The organism is Parashewanella spongiae (assembly GCF_004358345.1).
Lineage (GTDB): Bacteria > Pseudomonadota > Gammaproteobacteria > Enterobacterales > Shewanellaceae > Parashewanella > Parashewanella spongiae.
In genome coordinates this window covers 4,440,712-4,466,469 of record NZ_CP037952.1, presented here as the reverse complement: position 1 = coordinate 4,466,469, position 25,758 = coordinate 4,440,712, and the positions used below count along the sequence as shown (strand labels likewise).

Here is a 25,758-nt window from a genome sequence, read left to right as displayed (position 1 = left end):
ATCGATTATTCCATCTATGCTTGCCTAGGGTCTGTTGATCTTTCAGGATTAAATTTTGTGCTATTTGAGCATTTATCTGTTCAACCTAGAAACATCAGTTGACTGCGTTCTCAAGCGTAGAAAAAATGGCTGATAGTAAGGCGTAGCTTACAGCAAGTAGTTATTCTACTTGCAAAAGTTACAACGCAGATAGCAGTCATTTTAGCAAGCTTGTGAGCGTAGAGCACTTCACTCATTGAGTGAAGTGCCATGATGATAAAATCATCGTATTGCTCAAACAGTTACTCGTATACTCAGCGTTCAACTGATGTTTTTAGGTTCAAGGCGTGAGCAGTGATGCTTAGCCATCTATGTGAGCTGGTCACAACACAGAACAGTGAATGCTCAAAAGCATCGAAAAAAGAGAGAGCGTAAATTGGTCGCTCTTTCTAAATAAAAGGTGCTGCGTTATCGTTTTCTTATTTGGAAACGAAGTAACGACAGTTTTGTATGTCGATAATAACCAAACCTCACAAACTCTGCCTTGCATAAAATAACCAATTTATCGCTGCAAAAACAATCACGAAAGATCAACAGACCCTAATAGTCTTAATTTGCCAATCAGATATTCCTTCACTTTTTAAAGCTTCCTCGGTAGTTATTCCTGTTTCAAGTTGAATGCGATATATTTTCTTTGTTGCGAGTGACAGAGGAATATGTTTCTTATGTTGCCTAGGGCGTCTGGGTTCATTCTTTTTGAGTTGAGCAATTTGCCTACGACTTAACCCTTTTTCTTTTACCAAATCTACGTCTTCATTTTGAAGTTGAAAGTGAAACTCTGTTCTTTCTTTAAGGGTAAATGAATTATGTGGCTTATGTGGCTTATGTGGCTTAGGTTGCTTAGGTTCTTTTCTCTTGAGTTGAGTAATTTGACATGTTGTAAGCCCTTGATTTATTAAATGCTTTTCTGTTACCGCTCCACTTTTGAGACCGTTGTGATATTCTGTTCTTTTCTCAAAAGTTGGTGTTTTAGATTTAGGCTTAGGCTTCTTAGGTTCTTCCTTTATGAGCCGAGCAATTTGGCTGTCACTAAGCCCTTTATCTTTTAATTGTTGCCCAGTGATTTTTCCTTGCTGGAGAAGGCCAAAATATTTTATTCTTTCATCAAAAGTGAGTATTTTCCGTTTAATTTTAGGTTTCTTAGGTTCTACCTTTCTGAGTTGGTCATTTTGTCCTTCATTAACCTCTAGACCTCTTGAATTTTGCTCAGAGATCTCTCCACTCTGGAGAAGGCCATGATATTGTACTCTTGTCTGATAATTTAGCGTTATAGGCTTAGGTTGTATGATTTGGGCTGGTGTGGGATTAAAAAAAAGTTGTTGTGGAGGTGTATTGATCACAGCATATACCTGAGAGTTAATAAACAAATATTGCGGATATAGAAGATTATTCTCGGAAACATCACGTATAGGTAACAACGGGGGGAAAGGGGATATAGGGGGTAAAGGTATCATTTAGCTTTTCTACTTTTCTAAACATCAAGCGTGACTCTCAATTTAATATAAATTTAAGGCAATGTTATTTATTATTTGGTTTTTTTTCTATGTCGTTAAGCCAGTGTTTATAAAGAGACACTGTTTATCTATCAAGTGATATGGAGGGGAGAGAAAATATATGAACATAGCTCAGGTTATTTAACTTGTACGCAATTCTCCATGGCTTAATTGGTGTTTTGTATTCATCGACAATTACAATGTCCAATTTTTTAATAAAACCATAAATTGTTTTAACCTAGAAATGTCAGTTGGTGGCTCCCTTAAACGCAGAAAAAATTTTCGATAGCAATTCAGAAAAGCAGTGAATTTATGATCACTGCTTTTGATTGAATGACGGTACAAAGATGCATCTTTAAGTACCTGTCGATAAGTTCTTTGATAATTATTGTGCTCAGGTTTAGTGCTATACAAGACGCAATGTAGGGCGCATAGCCGTAGCTATGTAACCGAAGTTGCAACACCGTAGAGTGCTGAAACTGGGCACTAGAAAATCTTAAGAAACTTATGGTCAGGTACTTAGGTATCATGGGTATAGATATTAAAACACTGATTATCAATCAGCCGAGTACTGCCTAACTTGGCGGCGACCATGACAACCAATTCATTATCATCTTCGCTTACCGTTTGTAACGTATGGGCATTGCGGATCGTAATGTAGTCTGGTTGTAGGCCTGCATCTTGAATTTGCTGTTTTGCATCTGTAATGGCCGCCTCAGTATCTTGGTGTGATTGTAATTGATGAGTGAGCCTATCCATGGATTTTTTTATTACAGCCGCTTGTTCTTTTTGCTCAGTGGTTAAGTAATTATTGCGGGAACTCATGGCAAGACCGTTTGGCTCTCGATAAGTATCTACGCCTATGACTTTTATCGGCAACGCTAAATCATTGACTAAGGTTTGGATGACTACGAGTTGTTGATAGTCTTTGCGGCCAAAAACAGCTACGTCTGGCTGCACAATATTAAAGAGTTTCAATACTACGGTTGCGACTCCAACAAAAAAACCAGGTCGGCTTTGCGCTTCGCCACAATCGCCAATAGTGTCTTCAGGGATCAAAACTTTTGTATGATGCTCAATGCCTTGAGGGTAGATAATGTCTGATGTTGGTGTAAAGACTAATTCTGTTCCGACGGCTTGAAGCGCTTGCAAATCTTCATCGAGGGTTCGTGGATAAGTGTCTAAGTCTTCGTGCGCGGCAAATTGCATTGGGTTGACGAAGATTGATGCGACAAGATGATCGGCATGTTCAAGGCCTTCAGTAACCAATGAAATGTGACCTTGGTGCAAATTACCCATTGTAGGAACAAACGCGACGGTTTCACCTGCAGCGTGCCAAGATCGTACTTGGCGTCTAATAACATCAATATCGGATGTGGAAATCATGAAGGAAAACTCAGTTTAAATTAGTTAATTAAATGTATGTGATTCACTTGGGAAGGTTCCGTCAGAAACTTCTTGAATAAACGCTTTGACGGCTAATCGAATATCACCAGTTTGTGATAGATAATTTTTTGAGAAACGTGGAATATAACCACTACTGATACCAAAAATATCATGCATGACCAGTATTTGTCCGTCGGTATCTGCGCCTGCGCCAATTCCAATCACAGGGATAGATAGTGTTTCTGTAATCGTTTTTGCTAAGTCAGTTGGAATACATTCAAGCACTAAGAGTTGCGCGCCTGCTTTTTCAATGGCTTTCGCTTCTTCGATTATACGTTTGGCGTTTTCTTCGTCGCGTCCTTGAATTTTAAATCCACCAAAAACGTGAACAGATTGAGGCGTCAAACCTAAGTGAGCACAAACGGGTATGCCACGCTCTGTCAGCATGGTAATGGTTTCAAGCAACCAATGCCCACCCTCCATCTTTATCATGCTCGCACCCGCTTGCATAAGCTCGGTAGCATTCGTCATAGCCTGCTCTGGAGTGGCATAACTCATAAAAGGCATGTCTGCAATCAATAGAGCACGATCTACGGCGTTACTCACGCAACGGGTATGATAGGCGACATCTTGATTAGTAACAGGAATTGTATCGGCTTTTCCTTGAACCACCATGCCAAGAGAGTCACCCACTAACAAAACATCAATGCCTTCTTGATCAAATGCACTGGCAAAGCTTGAGTCGTAAGCGGTGAGGGCGGAAAACTTCTTACCTTCCTGTTTGTATTTAAACAGAGTTGAGCTGGTTACTTTTGACATATATCTACTATTTTGAAAAAGCGAAATAAATTTATAAGCGATATTACAATGCGCTGCAAGGATCTGTGTCGAAACGTTGCAAATCTTTGTTCATTTCTTCGTTAATTAGACTTTCCACAAACGTACCACATGGAAGAACAAGCGATGGGGCGATATCCAAAAGAGGGATCAAAACAAACCCTCTTGATTTCATGCCATAATGAGGAATGGTGAGGCTTTCAGTGCTGATTTTTAGATTGTCGTACAGTAAGATATCAAGATCTAACGTTCTTGGTCCCCAGCGAACTAATCTTTGCCGACCTTGTTGTTGTTCAACCTCTTGTAACTTGCCGAGCAATTCAGAAGGAGACAGTTGAGTGGTAAACGAAGCAACGGCGTTTAAATAATCAGGCTGCATAACATCCCCCATTGGTACCGAGCGGTAATAAGGTGAAATGGTATAACTTAGTTTGTCAGCAATCGTTTCTAGTGCAAGGCTTGCATTATCTAACTGCTGTTTTGGGTTATCCATATTGGCCCCAAGGGCGATGAAGACTGTAGCCATAATTTATGCTGTCCTAGGGTCTGTTGATCATTCAGGATTAAATTTTGTGCTATTTGAGCATTTATCTGTTCAAGGCGTGAGCAGTGATGCTTAGCCATCTATGTGAGCTGGTCACAACACAGAACAGTGAATGCTCAAAAGCATCGAAAAAAGAGAGAGCGTAAATTGGTCGCTCTTTCTAAATAAAAGGTGCTGCGTTATCGTTTTCTTATTTGGAAACGAAGTAACGACAGTTTTGTATGTCGATAATAACCAAACCTCACAAACTCTGCCTTGCATAAAGTAACCAATTTATCGCTGCAAAAACAATCACGAAAGATCAACAGACCCTAATAAATTACTCTTTCGCTGATTTGCTTGCTGTCGGCTTACGACGTCGCCTCGGCTTCGAGTTTCGGCTTCGATTACCTGACTTTGCTGCTTTTCGAGCAATATCTGGGCGGTCTTCTTCTGAAGCTTCAACAAAGCTTTTCCACCACGCAGCCAGCTTTTTGACTTCCTTGGTTTCAAATTCACTTCGAAGTAATAATAAGTCGTAACCTGCGCGAAACTTAGGATGCTCAAGCAATTTAAATCCGCGTGTACCGGTATTTCGCTCAAGTCGTAGTTGTAATTGCCAAATATCTTTTGATTGCGTGCTAAAACGTCTTGGAATGCCTATGGTTTGGCATTGTTGCTCCATTACATCACCCATCGCAGCGATGTTTGCATCGTATACTGATAATCCACTTTCTAAAGCAATATCTCGAGCTTTTTGCTGCAAAGGATACCAAAGCACGGCGGCATAAAAGAATGCAGGGTTAACGGTTTTACCTTCTTTAATACGTGTGTCGGTATTTTTAAATACTTGCTCTAACATAGCGGCTAAGGGAGATTGTGGATCTTCAGCAAGCAATTGAGTTATTTGCGGAAATAACGGAGTGAAAAGTTGATGCTCATTCATCAATTGAAAGGTTTTTAACGCCTTTCCACTAAAGAATAATTTAAGGACTTCTTCAAACATTCTTGCTGCGGGAATGTCTTGAAGTAACGAGGATAAACGAATAATAGGCTCAGCGGTTTCAGGGGCGATTTGCATGTTTAATTTGGTCGCGAAACGGGCGGCGCGGATCATCCTTACAGGATCTTCACGATAACGAGTTTCAGGATCGCCAATCATTTTGATCACGCCAGCTTGAATATCTCGAATACCACCACCGTAGCTGCGAATAGAAAAATCACTGATATCATAATACAAAGCATTTACTGTGAAATCGCGGCGCTCAGCGTCTTCTTCGATGGTGCCATAAACGTTATCTCTTAATAAGCGACCTTCCGCATTGGACTTGGATATTTTATCGTTGCTCTTATTGTGGTGTCCTCGGAAAGTCGCTACCTCGATGACGTCACGGCCAAATACAATGTGTGCTAAACGGAAGCGTCGACCAACTAAACGGCTATTTCTGAACAAGCCTTTAATTTCTTCAGGTTTTGCGTTCGTGACAACATCAAAGTCTTTTGGTGCAAGCCCCAATAAAATATCACGTACACCGCCACCAACTAAATAGGCCTTAAAGCCTGATTTGTGAAGCCGATAAAGCACTTTTAAGGCATTTTCACTGATTTGGTTTCTTGAAATTGTATGCGCGTTTCTGGGAATGACTTCTAATTCCAGAGTAGTTGCAGATGCCTTGTTATCGAAATGAGTGTCGATTTCGGTTTCTGAACCATCAAATAGCTGCTTACAAAACTGGCTGATTCGGCGAAAAATAATACACCTCGGACTTCGTGACTGAATGATAAGAATTTTGGCGGCTATGATATACCAAGTTGCCACTAATACCAATTACAGCAATTAACTTCCCACTCAGCAAGAGCTAAAGGGTTTCAGTACAAGGCGCAAGTTTGAGGTACTATATTCCCTACGGCCGCCATACAAAACTGGCGTTCAACGCACTTAGTGCTTTTGTCGGGATAATTCAAAAACTTTCAACACAGTAATGGAATCCTTTAGCCTTGCCCTTCGGGAGCTTGTATGTGTCCAAATTACTACGCAAAACTGTCTCAACGTAGCCATGTAATAACGACAGTTTTGTATGTCGGTAATAACTATGTCTTCATCAATTTCACTTGTACTTTTAACACATACATAGCTCTGAGTTGGGTATTTAATTACTGTAATTGGTATAATGCCCAATTTCAAAGTTCAGATACAAAAGATTGTTTTGTGAGCTTAAAGCTACCGTACAAAATTCATGAAAAATAATTAACGTGCTGTGTGCTTTTGGTTCAGTACAATAAATTGTTAAATATGTTAGTTGGTTATTGATAATTCGTGAGAGGGTGAATTTATGGGTATTTCAACTGAGCAAATCAGAGCGCATATTCATCAGGATCGCTTTTGTATTAAAGAGGCTCCCGACAGGAATGGTTTCATCTGCACGTTATCCGACTCAAGACAATACAGAATAAGAGCTTATAACCTTAATCCTGACGTGACGGTCAACCCTGAGGGGGAAAGCGAGCCACGATCAATTAGCGTTCGCTCTAAAATTTCAAAGCTTTTCGGACAAAGTAACAGTGACAAAATAAAACGTATTGTTGAAGCCCAACACGATCCTTATAAATTTTTAGCTGGAAAGGTTGCAAATACAAAGGCAAAAGTGACTAGAGAACCAGAGAAAAAAACAGTTGTAATAGGGTTTGAAGAACGACAAACCAGAGAAGTTGATATTGCAGAAACAGAGCTGAGGAATAGGTGCCAAGCGGCGATCAAAATTGGTAAATATTACTCTAATTATAAGTATAGAAAGAATTTATTATTGTATGCCGCTAAACTGCAAGTCATGCAAGATAAAGATAAAGCATTGCCTTTAAGTGAGCAGAGAAGACCATTGGAATTTGTGATAATGCAGCACCCCACCAAACGAAATTGGAAAGGTGAAGCTCGTTGTTACTATGTTGATATTGACGGCATTCTAAAAACTACCCGTGATCCTGATACAGTTGTTTCACGTGAAGTTAGTGGCGGTACTAAAACAGTAGTAGCAAAAGATGACGTGGCCATTGAACTTGCTCCTAAAAAAGTTTGGGTAAAGAATGCTTATGGTCAAAAATTTTTAAAAGCCGGTGCAGATTTTGATTTAGAAATTGAATTGGAAAATAAGCACTTAGCACAGCAATTTTCTAGGTACACTTCAATATGCCAAACCGTCGCCGTGTCGTCCCGTAGGATGATAGGACAAAATGGTGGTGTTGACGTATTTGATGAAGTCATTTTAGCAGAGCTAAGTGTTGATATGTTGTGTTGTGAACAGTTATGTATAGACATTAAGCATGCGCATCAAAATCACATTTATTTTCGTGATATCAAATCTGAAAATATGGTTTTTAAAAAAAATAAACAAGGTATTAAGCATCCCATTAACATTGACAGCCCTAGGGTACGAATGGTTGATATTGATATGGCCGTATCAGAAGATTATGGCGTCAAAGGCAAGAATAAGGGGAGTCCTAAATATATGACACTAGGCTTGATGAAAGCTAGAGTATCTGCAGAAGAAAGAGTAAGAAATGCACTCGTTAACTATAACAACGCGGCGCATTCTAGTTATGATGTTAAGGCGAAACTAAAAGAGCGATATGACTTAGCAATAGCTAAGCAACAATCCGCAGAAAAATATTTGGACAATTACGCATTGCTTGCTACTCTATTTGAAATGACAGAAGTAAGGGGTGGGTTTCAAGTTGACGAAGTGGTTGAACGCTATGGTGCAATTATGCCACCTCCGAAAGGGTTTGCTTATTTTTGTAGCGAGCCTGATATGGTTACAGGTTGGATAACACAATATTTTAAACCTGAAGCTAAAAATGATGTGTGGCTTTTTATGCAAGATCCATCAACTTATCTGTTAAAAAAGCCTGTGTATGACGTTATCGATTGGGAACGAATTAAAGTTGATTCGACAATGATGTAGTAAAACCCATATAAGCTCCTCTATTCACATTGTCCTTCTAATTGGCCTGAAAGGCAACCGCACGAATGAGTGAAATATGCACAACGCCATGTGGTAATTTCGTCATTCCCACGAAAGTGGGAATCTAGGGTCTGTTGATCTTTCGTGATTGTTTTTGCAGCGATAAATTGGTTATTTTATGCAAGGCAGAGTTTGTGAGGTTTGGTTATTATCGACATACAAAACTGTCGTTACTTCGTTTCCAAATAAGAAAACGATAACGCAGCACCTTTTATTTAGAAAGAGCGACCAATTTACGCTCTCTCTTTTTTCCGATGCTTTTGAGCATTCACTGTTCTGTGTTGTGACCAGCTCACATAGATGGCTAAGCATCACTGCTCACGCCTTGAACAGATAAATGCTCAAATAGCACAAAATTTAATCCTGAAAGATCAACAGACCCTAATACCAATTACAGTAATTAAATGCTCAACTCAGAGCTATGTATGCGCACAAAGTACAAACGAAATTGGTATAATACCTTATATTGGAATTACCAAAGTCACTGGGTTCGCGTTTTCACGGGAATGACAGATTATAAAGTCTACGGTTTTTGCTCGAAAAACATTCGTGCGTTTACCCTGGCTTGAAGGTTCTTTAATAAAGCACTCTAGCTCGTATCGTACCTTCGATAAGTTTTAACTGTTCCAGTGCATTATCCGCTTGAATGGTATCCACTTCCATGACCACATAACCTATATCACCTTTTGTTTGTAGGTGCTGCGCGGCAATGTTGATGCCTTTGTCTGAAAACGCTTGGTTAATTTGGATTAAAATGCCTGGTTTATTGATGTGGATGTGTAACAGGCGTGAGCGGCCTGTATGTGATGAGAGTGATACATCAGGAAAGTTAACGGCGGTTACTGTTGAGCCATTGTCTGAATATTTCACCAGTTTACCAGCAACTTCAATCCCTATATTTTGCTGCGCTTCCATTGTACTACCACCGACATGAGGTGAAAGGATCACGTTGTCGAATTCACGAAGCGGACTTGAGAATTCATCATTGTTAGACTTAGGTTCAATTGGAAAAACATCGATAGCAGCACCAGCAAGGTGTTTGGATTCTATCGCTTTGGCCAAGGCTGGAATATCGACAACTGTACCCCGTGAAGCATTAATAAACTTGCAGTTTGGCTTCATCATTGAAAATTCATTGGTACTTATCATGTTCTTGGTTTGCGCAGTTTCAGGAACATGTAGGCTCACAACGTCGGCTTGCGCTAGGAGTTCAGGGAGCTTACTGACTTGTTTTGCGTTACCAAGAGGCAATTTATCTTCAGTATCATAAAAAGTGACATTCATACCTAAGGTTTCAGCCATAATACCTAATTGTGTACCAATATGACCATAACCTATGATACCTAGGGTTTTACCGCGTATCTCATGACTGCCTACTGCGCTTTTTAACCATTCACCACGGTGAGCTTTGGCGTTACGCTCTGGAATGCCACGCATCAACATGATGATTTCACCAATCACAAGCTCAGCCACACTACGAGTATTTGAAAAAGGCGCATTAAACACTGGAATACCTGCGTTCGCGGCGGCATCTAAATCAACTTGGTTAGTACCAATACAAAAACAGCCAATTCCGATGAGCTTTTCTGCTTGAGAAATGACTTCAGAAGTAAGTTGTGTGCGTGAACGGATCCCAATGAAATGAGCGTCTTTTATGGCTTCGTTAAGCTCGTTTCCTACCAAAGAAGATTTATGGTACTCAATGTTGCTATAGCCTTCCCGTTGAAACACCTCAACAGAAGATTGGTGAAGCCCTTCAAGTAGTAGAATTTTAATTTTGTCTTTTTCTAGAGAATGTTTCACTGCTATGGTTCTCTCGGTGAGATGGGATAAAAAGATAATGAAACCAATAAGTATCAGTTTTTCAAGCTAAGGTAAATCTTTGCTTAGCGATAACTTTGTTTCGCATCTGTTTGATATGATAAATAAGTACATATTAGGCGAGTTTTGCATTTAGAGTTGAGGGTAGTTTCACTTATTATGGTTGTCTAAATAATGCATAGCCTTTAATCATTCCGGATTGAATTCCTCGCCCTTGGGGCTAACTAGCATAAAAGGTTTGTGTTTTGTCATACCTGCGTAGGCTGGTGGTATCCAGAGACTTTCACTAAACAAGAAAAAGGCGTCCATTACTGCGTTACAAGTTTTTATATTATCCCAATAGTATTTCAAACTTGCGCCTTGTACTGAAAGCCTTTCGTTCTTGTTGAGCGATCACTATTGAATGCGAATTGGTATAAAGCATTAAAGTGGAGTTTTTATTATGAAAATACGTAATCTTTTAATCGCAATGCACTTTTTTGTTTTCACGATCATCCATCCTGTTTTTTCACAAACGGAAAACAGTGCTCTCCAGAAAATTCGCTTGGCAAAAAATATGGGACAACAAGAACAAACACCTAATTATTCATTTGCCTCCAATGGCGACATCGCTGTGATGATAATCCAGAGCAATGAGGAAAAGTCAAAGCTATATTACAGAGCCGCCATAACAAAGGATAAGTTGGGGTTGTGGGCGTGGGGTGCTTTTTCAAAATTGGGTTATGGAATAAATCCACAAATCGATATTGATCATGGAGGCAGTGTTGTTGTTGCGTTTCAAACGAATGAAGCGCGACCAAAAAAAGTCGAGTCAATAGTAATTAGGCTCTTAAAAGGACATGTCGACTCCGAGTCAAAAGTAATATGGGATAGTAACAATGAAGTTAAAAGCAATCCATTCTCACGTTCGAATCACAGTAATGGGATTCTTTATGATTTGTCAGCGAATAATGAAGTGGAGCTTCTATTAATTTGGCAACAATCAGATAGCAAAGATGAATTGGAAAAAGAATATTATTTTAGCCACATAAAAAATCAAGGTTCACAAAGTGGTAATTTAGGTACGCTGCAATGGACTGAGATTGGCGATATTTCTGAATTCAAAATTGAACGTGATGGTGATACACCGAAACATGCCTTTATAGATAAAGGCTTAACAGATTATTTACTTACTGATGACTGTCCGCGGTCTATTCGTTTTTCGTTTAACAGTCAGGCGGATATAGATAATTTTTACACGCAGTACCCAAAGTGCACGCTGTTATCTGCCTCAACTTACATCAATGGGGACGATATTGAAAACATAGATGGGTTAACTAACATTAAAGAAGTTTGGGGCAATTTATCCATAGGGTACAACTCAAAAATTAAATCAATTGAAGGTTTATCGAATTTAGAAATTGTTTTTGGAGACCTTATTGTTAGACAAAATCCAGTGTTAGAAACTATTGAGGGGTTCAATAGAATACATACTGTAGGTGGGAATTTAGAGATCTGTAATAACCCAATGCTTGAAAGTGTGAGTGGATTCTCTGATTTGGAAGAAATTGAGAGAGGGGTTAGAGTTCACGATAATAAATCCTTATTGGCTCTCCCTTTGACTAATAAGTTAGAAAAACTGGGTGAAAGTATAGAGATCATAAGTAATGAGAAAATAGAGAATATCGATGGTTTAGCAGGTATTAGAATCGCTCATGCTGACGTGAAAATTCAAAATAATGGACAACTTAGCAACATAGACGGACTTTCAGGCTTAGCATTCGTTGAAGGTGAGTTAAGCCTAATTAATGATGAAGCACTGAATAATTTAGACGGTATGAAGCGTTTGTCTTATGTGGATGGAAGCTTAAACATTACAAATTCAAAATTGACCAGCTTAAAAGGCCTTTCTAATATTAATGCAGTGGGCTCATTAATTTTAAATAATAATCTAAGTTTATTCAGCATTGAAGGGGTGGCTGGGATTCAAGAAATTGATAAGCAACTTTCCATTGAATCTAATCCACGTTTAAATTCAACAAAAGGTTTAGAAAAGCTTCATTTTATTGGGGATGATAAAGGAAAGAGTCTTGTCATTAGAAACAATGCGAGGTTGAAGTATTGCTCGCATGTTTGTTCTATTTATAAAGATGATACAGTAGCAAAGAGTATTGAGGGAAATTCACCAGGGTGCCTAATTTCATTGGAGAGGCGCTGCCACTAAGGAGAGCTGCGGAAGAAAGTATACCGCTGAGTTCACGTCACTCCAGCGCAGGCTGGAAACGAAATAACGACAGTTTTGTATGTCGGTAGTCTAGGGGCTGTTTATCTTTCAGGATTAAATTTTGTGCTATTTGAGCGTTTATCTGTTCAAGGCGTAAGCAGTGAAGCTTAGTCATCTAAGTAAACGGGTTACAACACAGAGCAGTGAACGCTCAAAAGTATCTAAGACAGCGTAAATTGGTCATTTCTACTGCGTTATCGCTTGCTTATTTGGAATACCAAACCGCACAAGTTCTGTCTTGTATAAAACGACCAATTTATCGCTGCAAAAATAATCACGAAAGATAAACAGCCCCTAGTGCCTTTGCTTTTTTCTATAAAAGTCACTGGATACCAGCCTTCGCTGGTATGACAAAGATTGGTACTTTCTAAATCGCTAGAACCCTAAGTTTAGTTAATCTAAGATTACGCGCTCGAATATTTGCTGATTTGTTGCGCAAACTCAGATTTAAAAAAATGTTTTAACCTAGAAAAATCAGTTGGTGGCGCTCTTAAACGGAGAGAAAATTTTGATAGCAAATAAGTAGTGGTTCTACTTATAAAAGTTACAACGCAGCAAGCGGTAATTTTAGCCAGTTTACGAACGTCAAACATTCACTCAATGGATGAATACACTTTATGGCTTTTATGGTTGAACTTGAGTTACTTATCTTACTTCTATGCGTCCAACTGATTTTCTGGGTTTAAGGTTATAAGCTAATTTCAAATGATATATTTGGTCTGTGTAAATTATCCAACCGTTTCTCGAGTTGTTTGATGTCTTGCTTTAAGGTCTTCTTTTTTTCTCTATCGGTTTCAGATGCGAGTTGATTTTTTAGTTGCGCTATCTCATTGCGAAGCTCTTGTTTTTGCTGTTCTAATTCGTATTCACTACGTCCAGTGTTATAGTTTTTTAAAAATTCACTGTTAGGGCAAACACCATTATAAGTAAGGCCTTGACGACCTACGGTATAACCGTTTTCTGGGGCGCAATAAGACCTAATTCCTGTGTTGTAACCACTTCTCCACGCCTTTGAATCAACAGTTATATTGGCTTCAGAACAAGCTTGAATATATTCGCTCAAAATATTGGCTGAACGGCCATTATTACCGTCGTTAATGCCGCGGCTTAACCAATCTGTTGATTGACATTCTTTAGGTGAAATAACTTGGCATCCAGAGAGGATGGTTGCCGCACAAAATAAGGATATATATTTACTCATCGTGCTTACGCCTAATTTATAAAATAACTATTCTGATAGTAAATCAAAATGCTAAAGAGGGCGAGTGGGTTTAATTTTTAAGCCAAAAATAAAAAACGCACAATAAAGTGCGTTTCATATTGATATATAGAATATTAAATCAAAGCGTTAATATTTAAACATCGCAGAGATAGACTCTTCGTTACTAACACGACGAATCGCTTCAGCTAGAACGGCAGACATTGTTAACTGAGTAACTTTATCGATTTTTTTCATTTCTGGGCTTAATGGCACCGTATCAGTAACAATCACTTCATCAATCACTGAGTTGGCGATGTTTTGTGCAGCATTACCAGAAAATACTGGGTGAGTGGCATAAGCGAATACACGCTTAGCACCATGCTCTTTTAAAGCTTCGGCTGCTTTACAAAGCGTTCCGCCAGTATCAATCATGTCGTCAACAATAATGCAGTCACGGTCTTGAACATCACCAATGATATGCATAACTTGAGCAACGTTAGCTTGAGGGCGACGTTTATCAATGATGGCTAAATCAGAATCATCAAGCAGTTTTGCAACAGCACGCGCACGTACAACACCACCAATGTCAGGAGAAACAACAACAGGATTGTCGAGTTTTTTGGCAACCATATCTTCTAATAGTACTGGGCTACCAAAAACGTTATCAACAGGCACGTCGAAAAATCCTTGAATTTGCTCAGCATGCAAATCACAAGTTAATACTCTGTCGACACCAACACTAGATAAAAAGTCAGCAACAACTTTAGCAGTGATAGGTACACGCGCACTTCGTACACGGCGATCTTGACGAGCGTAACCGAAGTAAGGAATTACGGCGGTAATACGACCAGCAGAAGCACGACGAAGGGCATCAACCATAACGATCAATTCCATTAAATTGTCGTTGGTTGGAGCACAAGTCGATTGAATGATAAATGCATCAGCACCACGAACATTCTCATTGATTTGGATACTGATTTCACCGTCACTAAAACGGCCTACTTCAGCGTCTCCAAGTTTACAGAATAAACGGTCGGCAATCTTTTTTGCGAGGCTGGGAGTAGCATTCCCAGAAAAAAGCTTGATGTCGGGCACTGTTTGAACCTCAGGCGTTGGCTTTATTGTAAGAGTCATGTTTGCTGAGCATTTCAAATGGTTATGTTGAAAATAAAATCAGCAAACCTAACATAAAATTAATTTAAATCAGCAAGGTAGACAGAGAGTGGTGATTGATTAAGCCCTTGCGCAACAAACCCATAAAAATCTGTTGGAAGTGCAGCCATCACGGTATCTGCTTGCTGTTTGTTCTCGAATTCTGCAAACACGCAAGCGCCTGTTCCAGTCATTCTTGACGGCGCATATTCTATCAGCCAGTCTAATGCCTTGGCAACTTGGGGGTGTTTATTAATGACTAAATTTTGGCAGTCATTTTTCCACGGGTTTTGTAATAAATTGTCTAATGAATATTTTTTAGTATCTCTGGGTAGGTTGGGGGCATTGAAAATTTCGGCTGTTGAAACATGCACTTCGGGAACAATGATCAGGTAGAACTTCTCTTTCAATTCCACAGGTTGTAAATGCTCACCTACACCTTCAGCAAATGCGGCAAAACCCCTTATAAAAACAGGTACATCAGCGCCAAGTTGAAGACCTAAAGCGGCAAGCTTATTTTGACTCAGATTCGTTTTCCATAAGGCATTTAATGCCACTAATGTTGTTGCTGCATCCGATGAACCGCCGCCTAAACCACCGCCCATTGGCAGCTGTTTATCTAACCATATTTCAGCGCCACCTTGATAACAGGTTTCAGATTGCAGCAATTTTGCAGCTTTAAGAATTAAGTTATCGCTTGTTGCAACAACCTTATTGAGATCAGAATGTAAAATGATGTCTGTTGAGTCGGTTATTTTAAATTCAAGGTAATCGCACTTATCAATAAATTGAAATAAGGTTTGCAATTCATGATAACCATCATCACGTCGTCTGTTAATGTGCAAAAATAAATTGAGTTTTGCAGGTGCAGGCCATCTATAGGTTGTTTGTGTAGCGGAGTTTTGGGTTAATTTAGTCATTACTTCTCGGCCAATGCTTGCCAATGGTTTATTTGAATTTTTAATTTTAATTCTGATTGTTCGACTTTAAGTTGCTTTGGAAGCTTAGCTCCGCTTTGTTGTTGCCAACTTAAATACCACAGTGCCCATAGGGTTTGGTTATATTCAGTGCTAACGTGTTTTGGGCTGCCGTCGTTATATTGTTGTAGTACGATATCTTCTGCGCTCGTTTGACCTGTCACCCATAAAGGTAAACGCTTTATCGGGAAACGCCATCCTGCAACTCGTTGCAATAATATCTCTGGATTACTGTCATGATATGTTTTGCCGTCAACGTCAAGTTTTGCGCCAGTAGCTGTCGACGTTAGGCTTAATACGGTTGTGCCAAGCATCGTCGTGAGGGTCAGTTGGTCTTGTTGTGGAGTATGAAGCCAATAAAGGTTCGTGCTGAATTTATCTTGAGGTGTTCTTACTGCCAGCTTGCCTTTCATCTCCCAAGCTTGCGCTTGTGATGCTTGTTTAACGGAAATAGCAGTAAGATCGGTTTTAGGCAGCGAACTACAAGCGTTAATGGCAAGAATAGAGAAAGCGACTAATACATACTTAAGCTGATGATATGAGATCTTCACAAAATTCTTAATTGATGAGCTGATACACCATCATAAAACGCTTTTGGGCTAACGCCAACTTAAGGCGATAAAAAGACATAAAAAATCTGAAGAACAGCGTGCAGAATTTCGGCTGAGTTTTGGTTGGCCGCCTGCAGAATCGGCACAATCACCAAGGTGTTGTAACTGAGTGGCATCGAAAATAATCTGGACAGCCAGCTTGCCTCTCGCTTCAAAAAGTGTTGAAAGCTCTGTTTATAAATCGCTATGTGGGTGGTTCTTTTTCCAGCTATTTATTTTTGAAAGCATGACTTGATCTATTTCCATTTGTAAAACATCTTGCAATGGTAATACTTCACGACTCAATGGGTTTTCTTCTTTGTGCGTTAACGCCAGAATGAGCATCTCCTTGCTGAACCAGCGACTGACTTTTCCATTAAACATATCGATTCTGATCGGATCTGACATCGCAGTTAATGATAATGGGCATCGATATAGATCGGGTAATATGTTCTTGGCATCGGCTAATTTAATTGCAGGTTGGAGAGGTTCTGAAGGACTAGCACCCAAATTATTTTCTTTGAAAAAATACTGATCAATCATGGCATTCATTTCTTTTCTAGCTCTCGGTTCACAACGAATTACAGTGAGCACCTGGAAAATTCGAGGCAAAGTAGCAAATATTTCAAATAAGCTATTGGGGAGTGAATATTCGTGCCTATCCCATAGTTTTTCATGAGCCTGTGTTAAAAGTGATGAGTTTTGGCTTAAGCAAGTTGCAAGATTAAAAGATTCTGCAGATACATAACATATTGAAGCTAAACTGCAGTGGGAAGGAGTAATGTCTCCATGATGTGGTAAAAACTTCACAGCTGCTTTTGTTTCTTCAAATTGTTCAAAAATTTGTTTTAAATGAAATGTTTGTAATAAAGGGAACTCCTCTAAAATGAGCTGCCACATTTGGGCAGAGCTAAAGTAAGTCTTATTTCTCTTTTGGTAAAGAGCGTAAATATTAGAGGGTTTAATACCTAATATGATTGCAAGGTAAAAAGGTATTTCAGTATTAGCATATTGGGATATTAATTGAGAAATTAATGGTAGTGAAATAACTTCTGACACGTGTTCACAACCCTTGTTTTGAGCTGATTTTGTCATACCTTGAAACACGGTATGAGAATTATTGACAGGATAAACTTCTGATAAAGCGGTTAAACGTGACAGTCCAAACTCTCCAGATGAAATACCTTGGGCTAATGCAATCATGCAATCTAGTACTAAACCATCTGCAATATTGAGTAAAGTTTGAACTTCTAGAGAGTTCCAATTCTTCAAGATGAAGCAATAATATGTGCTGTATAGGGGGAGGGTATTACTTTCTTGAATACATTTTAAAATGAGCTGAAAGTGTTCGTCTATGGAAGCATCTGTTGAATTAGGAACCCCCCACATTTTGGCTAATCGCCATGCTTCACCGATTTCTCCGGAATCATGCAATATTTGCAAAATATGAGCACGAGTCAGCATCTGTTTTGAAAAAGCAAACTCTATAATAATATCAAATTTTTCATGATTTGTTTTTTGTTTTTTATCTACCTGATATTTGGTTACAAGGTTTCTTTCTATCCATGTTAATTCATTGAGTGGAAAGTTCAACATAATTCCAATCTGGAGCCATTTTTTTTTACAAAACTGACTCTGTGTTAAAAATTTAATGAATGAATTCCGGAGGGAAGCATCTTTTATGGGTTCATGAGGGTTTAAACCATTTCTGTGTGCCCAGAGAGTCAATTGTTGGTGAATGTTATTTTCATAACCTGCAACATGCTTGGCCTTAATGGCTTTTTGAACACAATTAACAGACAAATTACGAACCTTAGATAACATCACGCTTAAACAGTCTTCAAGTAGGTGAAGTTTCTTATATTCAAAATCAAGCAATTGTTGAGTAGGAAGACCAAAATACATTCCCATTTGAAACAGATGTTGATCACTAGTTAAAAAAGAATCCAAATGTTTTTTCGCTTCTAGAGCGGCATTTACGGTTAATGGAGTATTTTCCTGCAAATGTGAGGTGGCAAACTGCGGCGTTATTAATTGCAGCATAGCTTTACCAGCAGCCATAAACTCAGTAAAAGATGATCTTGTTGAGTTGCTTTCTTTGCCCTGTGTTAAAGCAAAAGTACCTAATCTATGGGGTATCGGTTCGGAACGGGTATTTTCAAAACCAGCGGCTTGATCCAACTCGGGGTGATTAGACGCTTTTGAAGCTGTAGCTGTTGAAATTGACATACTGTGCTTTGGATGCTGTTGAAAAATGAATCAATAGTATAATAGCAAAGTGTTGCAACTGATTAGTTAAAGTAAATTAATCCAGACTTGTCTCTAGGGCAACCGCACGAGTGAGTAATTACTTTAATTGGTATTATAAATCGCTATGTGGGTGGTGCTTTTTCCAGCTATTTATTTTTGAAAGCATGACTTGATCTATTTCCATTTGTAAAACATCTTGCAATAGTAATACTTCACGACTCAATGGGTTTTCTTCTTTGTGCGTTAACGCCTGAATGAGCATCTCCTTGCTGAACCAGCGACTGACTTTTCCATTAAACATATCGATTCTGATGGGATCTGACATCGCAGTTAATGATAATGGGCATCGATATAGATCGGGTAATATGTTTTCGGCATCGGCTAATTTAATTGTATGTTGGAGAGGTTCTGAAGGACGAACACCCAAAATATTTTCTTTGAGAAAATACTGATCAATCATAGCACTCATTTCTTTTCTAGCTCTAGGTTCATAATGAATTACAGTGAGCACTTGGAAAACTCGAGGAAAAGTAGCAAATGATTCAAACAAATCTTTAGAGATTGAATATTCATGCCTATCCCATAGCTTTTCATGGGCTTGTGTTAAAAGTGATGAGTTTTGGCTTAAGCAAATTGCAAGATTAAAAGATTCTGCAGATAAATAGCATATTGAAGCTAAACTGCAGTGGGGATCAGCAATATCTCCATGATGTGGTAAAAACTCCACAGCTTCTTTTGTTTCTTTAAACTTTTCAAAAATTTCTTTTAAATGATATGTTTGTAATAAAGGGAACTCTTCTAAAATGAGCTGCCACATTTGGGCAGAGAGCGAGCGAGTCTTAATTTCATTTTGGTAAAGAGAGTTAACATTATAAGGTTTAATACCTAATATGATTGCAAGATAAAAAGGTATTTCAATATTAGTATAACGGAATATTAATTGAGAAATTAATGGCAGTGAAATAACTTCTGACACCTGTTCACAACCATTGTTTTGAGCTGAATTTGCCATACTTTGAAACACAGTACGAGAATTATTGACAGGATAAACTTCTGATAAAGCGGTTAAATGTGACAGTCCGAACTCTCCAGATGAAATGCCTTGGGCTAATGCAATCATGCAATCTAGTACTAAACCATCTGCAATATTGAGTAAAGTTTGAACTTCTAGAGAGTTCCAATTCTTCAAGATGAAGCAATAATATGTGCTGTATAGGGGGAGGGTATTACTTTCTTGAATACATTTTAAAATGAGCTGAAAGTGTTCGTCTATGGAGGCATCTGTTACATTAGGAACCCCCCACACTTTGGCTAATCGCCTTCCCTCACCGATTTCTCCGGAATCGCGCAACATTTGCAAAATATGAGCACGAGTCAGCATCTGTTTTGAAAAAGCAAACTCTATAATAATATCAAATTTTTCATGATTTGTTTTTTGTTTTTTATCTACCTGATATTCGGTTAAAAGCCTGCTTTGTATCCATGTTAAATCATCGTGTGGAAAGCCCAACATAATTCCAATCTTGAACCAATTTTTTTTACAAAATTGACTCTGTGTTAAAAACTTAATGAATGAATTTCGGAGTGGAGCATCTTTTATGGGTTCATGAGGATTTAAACCATTATTGTGTGCCCAGAGAGTCAGTTGTTGGTGAATGCTATTTTCATAACCTGCAACATATTTGGAATTAATGGCTTCTTGAACACAATTAACAGACAAAATACGAACCTTAGATAACATCACACTTAAACAGTCTTCATGTAGGTGAAGTTTCTCATATTGAAAATCAAGCAATTGTTGAATAGGAAGACCAAAATACATTCCCATTTGAAACAGGCATTGATCTTTACTTAAAAAATCATCCAGATGTTTTTTCGCTTCTAGAGCGGCATTTACGGTTAATGGAGTATTTTCCTGCAAATGTGAGGTGGCAAACTGCGGCGTTATTAATTGCAGCATAGCGTTATCAGTTGCCATAAACTCAGTAAAAGATGATCTTGTTGAGTTGCTTTCTTTGCCTTGTGTTAAAGCAAAAGTACCTAATCTATGGGGTATCGGTTCGGAACGGGTATTTTCAAAATCAGCGGCTTGATCCAACTCGGGGTGATTAGACGCTTTTGAAGCTGTAGCTGCTGAAATTGACATACTGTGCTTTGGATGCTGTTGAAAAATGAATCAATAGTATAATAGCGAAGTGTTGCAATTGATTAGTTAAAGTAAATTAATCCAGACTTGTCTCTAGGGCAACCGCACGAGTGAGTAATTACTTTAATTGGTATTATAAATCGCTATGTGGGTGGTGCTTTTTCCAGTCATTTATTTTTGAAAGCATGACTTGATCTATTTCCATTTGTAAAACATCTTGCAATAGTAATACTTCACGACTCAATGGGTTTTCTTCTTTGTGCGTTAACGCCAGAATGAGCATCTCCTTGCTGAACCAGCGACTGACTTTTCCATTAAACATATCGATTCTGATGGGATCTGACATCGCAGTTAATGATAATGGGCATCGATATAGATCGGGTAATATGTTTTCGGCATCGGCTAATTTAATTGCATGTTGGAGAGGTTCTGAAGGACGAACACCCAAAATATTTTCTTTGAGAAAATACTGATCAATCATAGCACTCATTTCTTTTCTAGCTCTAGGTTCACAATGAATTACAGTGAGCACTTGGAAAACTCGAGGAAAAGTAGCAAATGATTCAAACAAATCTTTAGAGATTGAATATTCATGCCTATCCCATAGCTTTTCATGGGCTTGTGTTAAAAGTGATGAGTTTTGGCTTAAGCAAATTGCAAGATTAAAAGATTCTGCAGATAAATAGCATATTGAAGCTAAACTGCAGTGGGGATCAGCAATATCTCCATGATGTGGTAAAAACTCCACAGCTTCTTTTGTTTCTTTAAACTTTTCAAAAATTTCTTTTAAATGATATGTTTGTAATAAAGGGAATTCTTCTAAAATGAGCTGCCACATTTGGGCAGAGAGCGAGCGAGTCTTAATTTCATTTTGGTAAAGAGAGTTAACATTATAAGGTTTAATACCTAATATGATTGCAAGATAAAAAGGTATTTCAATATTAGTATAACGGAATATTAATTGAGAAATTAATGGCAGTGAAATAACTTCTGACACCTGTTCACAACCATTGTTTTGAGCTGAATTTGCCATACTTTGAAACACAGTACGAGAATTATTGACAGGATAAACTTCTGATAAAGCGGTTAAATGTGACAGTCCGAACTCTCCTGATGAAATACCTTGGGCTAATGCAATCATGCAATCTAGTCTTGAACCATCTGATATATTGAGTAAAGTTTGAACTTGGAGAGAGCTCCAATTCTCCAAGATGAAGCAATAATATGTGCTGTATAGGGGTAGGGTATTACTTTCTTGAATACATTTTAAAATGAGCTGAAAGTGTTCGTCTATGGAGGCATCTGTTACATTAGGAACCCCCCACACTTTGGCTAATCGCCTTCCCTCACCGATTTCTCCGGAATCGCGCAACATTTGCAAAATATGAGCACGAGTCAGCATCTGTTTTGAAAAAGCAAACTCTATGACAATATCAAACTTTTCACGATTTGTTTTTTGTTTTCTACCTACCTTATATTCGGTTAAAAGCCTGCTTTGTATCCATGTTAAATCATCGCGTGGAAAGTCCAACATAATTCCAATATGGAACCAATTTTTTTTACAAAATTGACTCTGTGTTAAAAACTTAATGAATGAATTCCGGAGAGGAGCATCTTTTATGGGGTCATGAGTGTTTAAACCATTTTTGTGTGCCCAGAGAGTCAGTTGTTGGTGAATGCTATTTTCATAACCTGCAACATGATTGGATTTAATGGCTTCTTGAATACAATTAACAGACAAAATATCGACCTTAGATAACATCGCACTTAAACAGTCTTCATGTAGGTGAAGTTTCTTATATTGAAAATCAAGCAATTGTTGAATAGGAAGACCAAAATACATTCCCATTTGAAATAGGCATTGATCTTTACATAAAAAATCATCCAGATGTTTTTTCGCTTCTAGAGCAGCATTTACGGTTAATGGAGTATTTTCCTGCAAATGTGGGTTGGCAAACTGCAGCGTTATTAACTGCAGCATGGCTTTATCAGTTGCCATAAACTCAGTAAAAGATGATCTTGTTGAGTTGCTTTCTTTGCCTTGTGTTAAAGCAAAAGTACCTAATTCATGGGGTATCGGTTCGGAACGGGTATTTTCAAAATCAGCGGCTTGATCCAACTCGGGGTGATTAGACGCTTTTGAAGATGTAGCTGCTGAAATTGACATACTTTGCTTTGGATGCTGATGAGAAACTAATCAATAGTATAATAGCAAAGTGTTGCAATTGATTAGTTAAAGTAAATTAATCCAGACTTGTCTCTAGGGCAACCGCACGAGTGAGTGATATATAAACAATGCCATATGGTAATTTCGTCATTCTCTCGAAAGTGGGGAGCTAGCGCTTTATGTTTGAATACCCAAAGTCACTGGATTCCCGCTCCCATGGGAATGACAGGCTATAAAGTCTACGGGCTTTGCTCGAAAAATGTTCACGCGTTTACTCTGGACTTATCTCTTACTCATTTATAAAGTAATTTTTGGTATATCTTAGGGTCTGTTGATCTTTCAGGATTAAATTTTGTGCTATTTGAGTATTTATCTGTTCAAGGCGTGAGCAGTGATGCTTAGCCATCTAAGTGAGCTGGTCACAACACAGAACAGTGAATGCTCAAAAGCATCGGAAAAAAGAGAGAGCGTAAATTGGTCGCTCTTTCTAAATAAAAAGTGCTGCGTTATCGTTTTCTTATTTGGAAACGAAGTAACGACAGTTTTGTATGTCGGTAGTCTAGTGCCTTTGCTTTTTCCTATAGAAAGTCACTGGATACCAGCCTTCGCTTCGCTGGTATGACAAAGATTGGTATTTTCTAAATCGCTAGATCCCTTAAATCTTGTGAAAGTAGGCTCCGCATCATTTAAAACAGAGCCATTTATTTGAATACTTAACAGCTGGTATTTATTTTATCAAAAGATTTAATCAAATCATCTACCGCTTTCATTTGTGTTAAGTAACCTTCAAGTTTTGCCAATGGTAGAGCGCATGGACCATCACATTTGGCGTTATTAGGATCTGGGTGCGCTTCAATAAATAAGCCTGCTAAGCCAAGAGCCATACCGCTTCGGGCAAGCTCTGTGGCTTGAGCTCGGCGACCGCCTGCAGAATCTGCACGACCACCTGGGCGTTGTAGTGCATGAGTGGCATCGAAAATAACTGGGTAACTAGTTTGCTTCATGTCATCCATGCCCAGCATATCAACGACAAGGTTGTTATAACCAAAGCTGCTGCCCCGTTCACACAACATAATCTCATCATTACCCGCTTCATTGAATTTAGTAATGATATGGCGCATTTCGTGTGGTGCTAAAAACTGTGGTTTTTTAACGTTAATGATCGCACCTGTTTTCGCCATGGCGACAACAAGATCGGTTTGTCTGGCAAGAAAGGCTGGCAATTGAATAATATCAACAATTTCAGCTACAGGTACACATTGAGCCGTTTCATGTACGTCAGTGATTAACGGTAGTTTGAATGTTTGCTTGATTTCTTCAAATATCTTTAACCCTTCTTCCATGCCCGGGCCACGAAAAGAATTAATCGATGAGCGATTAGCTTTATCAAAAGAGGCTTTAAAAACATAAGGGATACCCAGTTTTTGAGTGACCTCAGCATAAGTTTCAGCAATCTTCATCGCGAGATCACGAGATTCTAAAACATTCATTCCACCGAATAACACAAATGGTTTATCGTTATTGATTTGAATGTCACCCAAATTAATGGTTTTTTGATTCATTTTTACTGCCTCTAAAATAATCGAAATTAATTAGCTACATATTGCAGTACAACGCCACAGAACCAAGCTGCGTATGTACCAACAGCGTAGCCAAATACCGCTAAGAGTACACCAACAGGTGCCAACGATGGATGGAAAGCGGCCGCAACGACAGGAGCCGATGCTGCACCACCCACATTAGCTTGGCTACCGACAGCCATATAAAACAAAGGTGCGCGTATGATTTTTGCAACGATGAGCATAAAGCTCGCGTGTACTATCATCCAAATGATGCCAATACCGAAATAAATTGGTGTTTCGATGATCTTGCTGATGTCCATATGCATACCAATGGTTGCAACAAGAATATAAAGAAACGCTGAAGCGACTTTTGAAGCTCCTGCAGCTTCGATTTGACGGACTTTAGTGAAAGACAGTACTAAACCAATAGTAGTTGAAATAACAATTAGCCAAAAGAAACTAGAGGTTAAGCTAAATACTTTTGTTTCAGGGTAGTTTTCACTAAAAAATGGGCCTAGGAAGTCAGCTGTAAAATGAGCGAGTCCTGTAATACCAAAACCGATGGCTACCATGATCATCAAATCTCTGAGTTCTGGTGTCCGAGAGTTTTCTTTGTGGTATTTTTCAACCTTGTCTTTTAATACATTGATTGCTGAAGTATCGGCACCTGTTTTTGTATCTATTTGTTTGGCCTTTGATGCCATAAACAACAATACCGCCATCCAAATATTGGCGACAATAACATCGACAGTGATCATTACAGAGAAGATGTCTCCACCTACTTCATAAATTTCTTTCATTGACGCTTGGTTTGCGCCACCACCAATCCAACTTCCTGCAAGTGTTGTCATGCCGCGCCATACCGCTTCAGGACCGTGACCGCCAAGAAGATCAGGCTCAATAACAGACATAATGAGTAGAGCGATGGGTGCGCCAATGACGATGCCAAGCGTGCCTGTCAAAAACATGATAATGGCTTTTGGACCTAATCCCATAATGGCTTTTAGATCCACACTTAAAATAAGTAAAACTAGGCATGCCGGTAATAAATAACGCGACGCAACAAAGTATAATTTTGAAGCATCTCCATCGACGATACCAAACGTGTTGAGCAAAGAAGGAAGAAAATAGCACAACAACAAAGCAGGTACGTATTTGTAGAATGACTTCCAGAAAGGATGACTGGAACCATTGGTATAAAATACAAAACCGAGGATAACGGCAAGTAATCCCATTACTGTGGCGTCATTAGTTATCAGAGCATGGTTTGTCATGCGTACTTATCTCCTTTGCGTATATTCGCATTTTTATTACACACCCAAACTTGCTTTA

Annotated in this window: 17 protein-coding genes; 2 read left to right on the top strand and 15 right to left on the bottom strand. The window is 38.7% G+C overall.

What is annotated here, in order from left to right:
- Window positions 1-569: 569 nt before the first annotated feature.
- From E2I05_RS17750 to pcnB, 5 genes are all read right to left on the bottom strand, one after another.
- Window positions 570-1,379, bottom strand: coding sequence for a hypothetical protein (locus E2I05_RS17750; protein WP_133309781.1), 810 nt, complete (start codon window positions 1,377-1,379; stop codon window positions 570-572).
- A 672-nt stretch (window positions 1,380-2,051) separates the two neighbouring features.
- Window positions 2,052-2,918 carry a pantoate--beta-alanine ligase gene (gene panC / locus E2I05_RS17745; RefSeq protein ID WP_121853279.1) on the bottom strand — a complete coding sequence of 289 codons (867 nt, stop codon included), beginning with the start codon at window positions 2,916-2,918 and terminating at the stop codon, window positions 2,052-2,054.
- A 24-nt stretch (window positions 2,919-2,942) separates the two neighbouring features.
- A complete protein-coding gene (panB, locus tag E2I05_RS17740) occupies window positions 2,943-3,737 on the bottom strand; it encodes a 3-methyl-2-oxobutanoate hydroxymethyltransferase (RefSeq protein WP_121853280.1) in 795 nt (264 codons plus the stop codon).
- A 43-nt stretch (window positions 3,738-3,780) separates the two neighbouring features.
- Window positions 3,781-4,281, bottom strand: coding sequence for a 2-amino-4-hydroxy-6-hydroxymethyldihydropteridine diphosphokinase (folK, locus tag E2I05_RS17735; protein WP_121853281.1), 501 nt, complete (start codon window positions 4,279-4,281; stop codon window positions 3,781-3,783).
- Between the two features lie 337 nt (window positions 4,282-4,618).
- Entirely contained in the window at window positions 4,619-5,920 is a 1,302-nt protein-coding gene (gene pcnB / locus E2I05_RS17730) for a polynucleotide adenylyltransferase PcnB (RefSeq protein ID WP_376707916.1), read from the bottom strand.
- Between the two features lie 691 nt (window positions 5,921-6,611).
- On the opposite strand from pcnB, the gene E2I05_RS17725 reads away from it, so the two are divergent.
- Complete coding sequence (locus tag E2I05_RS17725; RefSeq protein ID WP_121853282.1) at window positions 6,612-8,237, top strand: protein kinase family protein; 1,626 nt, start codon at window positions 6,612-6,614, stop codon at window positions 8,235-8,237.
- Window positions 8,238-8,873: 636 nt separating this feature from the next.
- Here the strand turns inward: E2I05_RS17725 and serA are convergent.
- Window positions 8,874-10,100, bottom strand: coding sequence for a phosphoglycerate dehydrogenase (gene serA / locus E2I05_RS17720; protein WP_121853283.1), 1,227 nt, complete (start codon window positions 10,098-10,100; stop codon window positions 8,874-8,876).
- A 460-nt stretch (window positions 10,101-10,560) separates the two neighbouring features.
- Between serA and E2I05_RS17715 the strand changes: the two genes are divergently transcribed.
- Window positions 10,561-12,321 carry a receptor L domain-containing protein gene (locus tag E2I05_RS17715; RefSeq protein WP_121853284.1) on the top strand — a complete coding sequence of 587 codons (1,761 nt, stop codon included), beginning with the start codon at window positions 10,561-10,563 and terminating at the stop codon, window positions 12,319-12,321.
- 748 nt (window positions 12,322-13,069) lie between these two features.
- Here the strand turns inward: E2I05_RS17715 and E2I05_RS17710 are convergent.
- The 9 genes from E2I05_RS17710 to E2I05_RS17670 form a co-directional block, all read right to left on the bottom strand.
- Window positions 13,070-13,582, bottom strand: coding sequence for a DUF2799 domain-containing protein (locus E2I05_RS17710; protein WP_121853285.1), 513 nt, complete (start codon window positions 13,580-13,582; stop codon window positions 13,070-13,072).
- Between the two features lie 147 nt (window positions 13,583-13,729).
- On the bottom strand, window positions 13,730-14,677 hold the full coding sequence (locus E2I05_RS17705) for a ribose-phosphate pyrophosphokinase (RefSeq protein ID WP_121853301.1): 948 nt from the start codon (window positions 14,675-14,677) through the stop codon (window positions 13,730-13,732).
- A 98-nt stretch (window positions 14,678-14,775) separates the two neighbouring features.
- Window positions 14,776-15,654 (bottom strand): 4-(cytidine 5'-diphospho)-2-C-methyl-D-erythritol kinase, encoded by an 879-nt coding sequence (ispE, locus tag E2I05_RS17700; protein ID WP_121853286.1) that lies wholly within the window; start codon window positions 15,652-15,654, stop codon window positions 14,776-14,778.
- Window positions 15,654-16,262, bottom strand: a complete 609-nt coding sequence (gene lolB / locus E2I05_RS17695) for a lipoprotein insertase outer membrane protein LolB (protein ID WP_121853287.1) — start codon at window positions 16,260-16,262, stop codon at window positions 15,654-15,656. The genes ispE and lolB overlap by 1 nt, the downstream gene beginning before the upstream one ends.
- Before the next feature lie 234 nt (window positions 16,263-16,496).
- Entirely contained in the window at window positions 16,497-18,530 is a 2,034-nt protein-coding gene (locus E2I05_RS17690) for a hypothetical protein (RefSeq protein WP_121853288.1), read from the bottom strand.
- A 133-nt stretch (window positions 18,531-18,663) separates the two neighbouring features.
- Window positions 18,664-20,697, bottom strand: coding sequence for a hypothetical protein (locus tag E2I05_RS17685; protein ID WP_133309780.1), 2,034 nt, complete (start codon window positions 20,695-20,697; stop codon window positions 18,664-18,666).
- A gap of 133 nt (window positions 20,698-20,830) precedes the next feature.
- Window positions 20,831-22,864, bottom strand: coding sequence for a hypothetical protein (locus E2I05_RS17680; RefSeq protein WP_133309779.1), 2,034 nt, complete (start codon window positions 22,862-22,864; stop codon window positions 20,831-20,833).
- 713 nt (window positions 22,865-23,577) lie between these two features.
- Window positions 23,578-24,426: a 3-deoxy-8-phosphooctulonate synthase gene (gene kdsA / locus E2I05_RS17675; protein ID WP_121853290.1), complete on the bottom strand. Its 849-nt coding sequence runs from the start codon at window positions 24,424-24,426 to the stop codon at window positions 23,578-23,580.
- A 26-nt stretch (window positions 24,427-24,452) separates the two neighbouring features.
- Window positions 24,453-25,700 (bottom strand): DUF819 family protein, encoded by a 1,248-nt coding sequence (locus E2I05_RS17670; protein ID WP_121853291.1) that lies wholly within the window; start codon window positions 25,698-25,700, stop codon window positions 24,453-24,455.
- Between the last annotated feature and the right edge of the window lie 58 nt (window positions 25,701-25,758).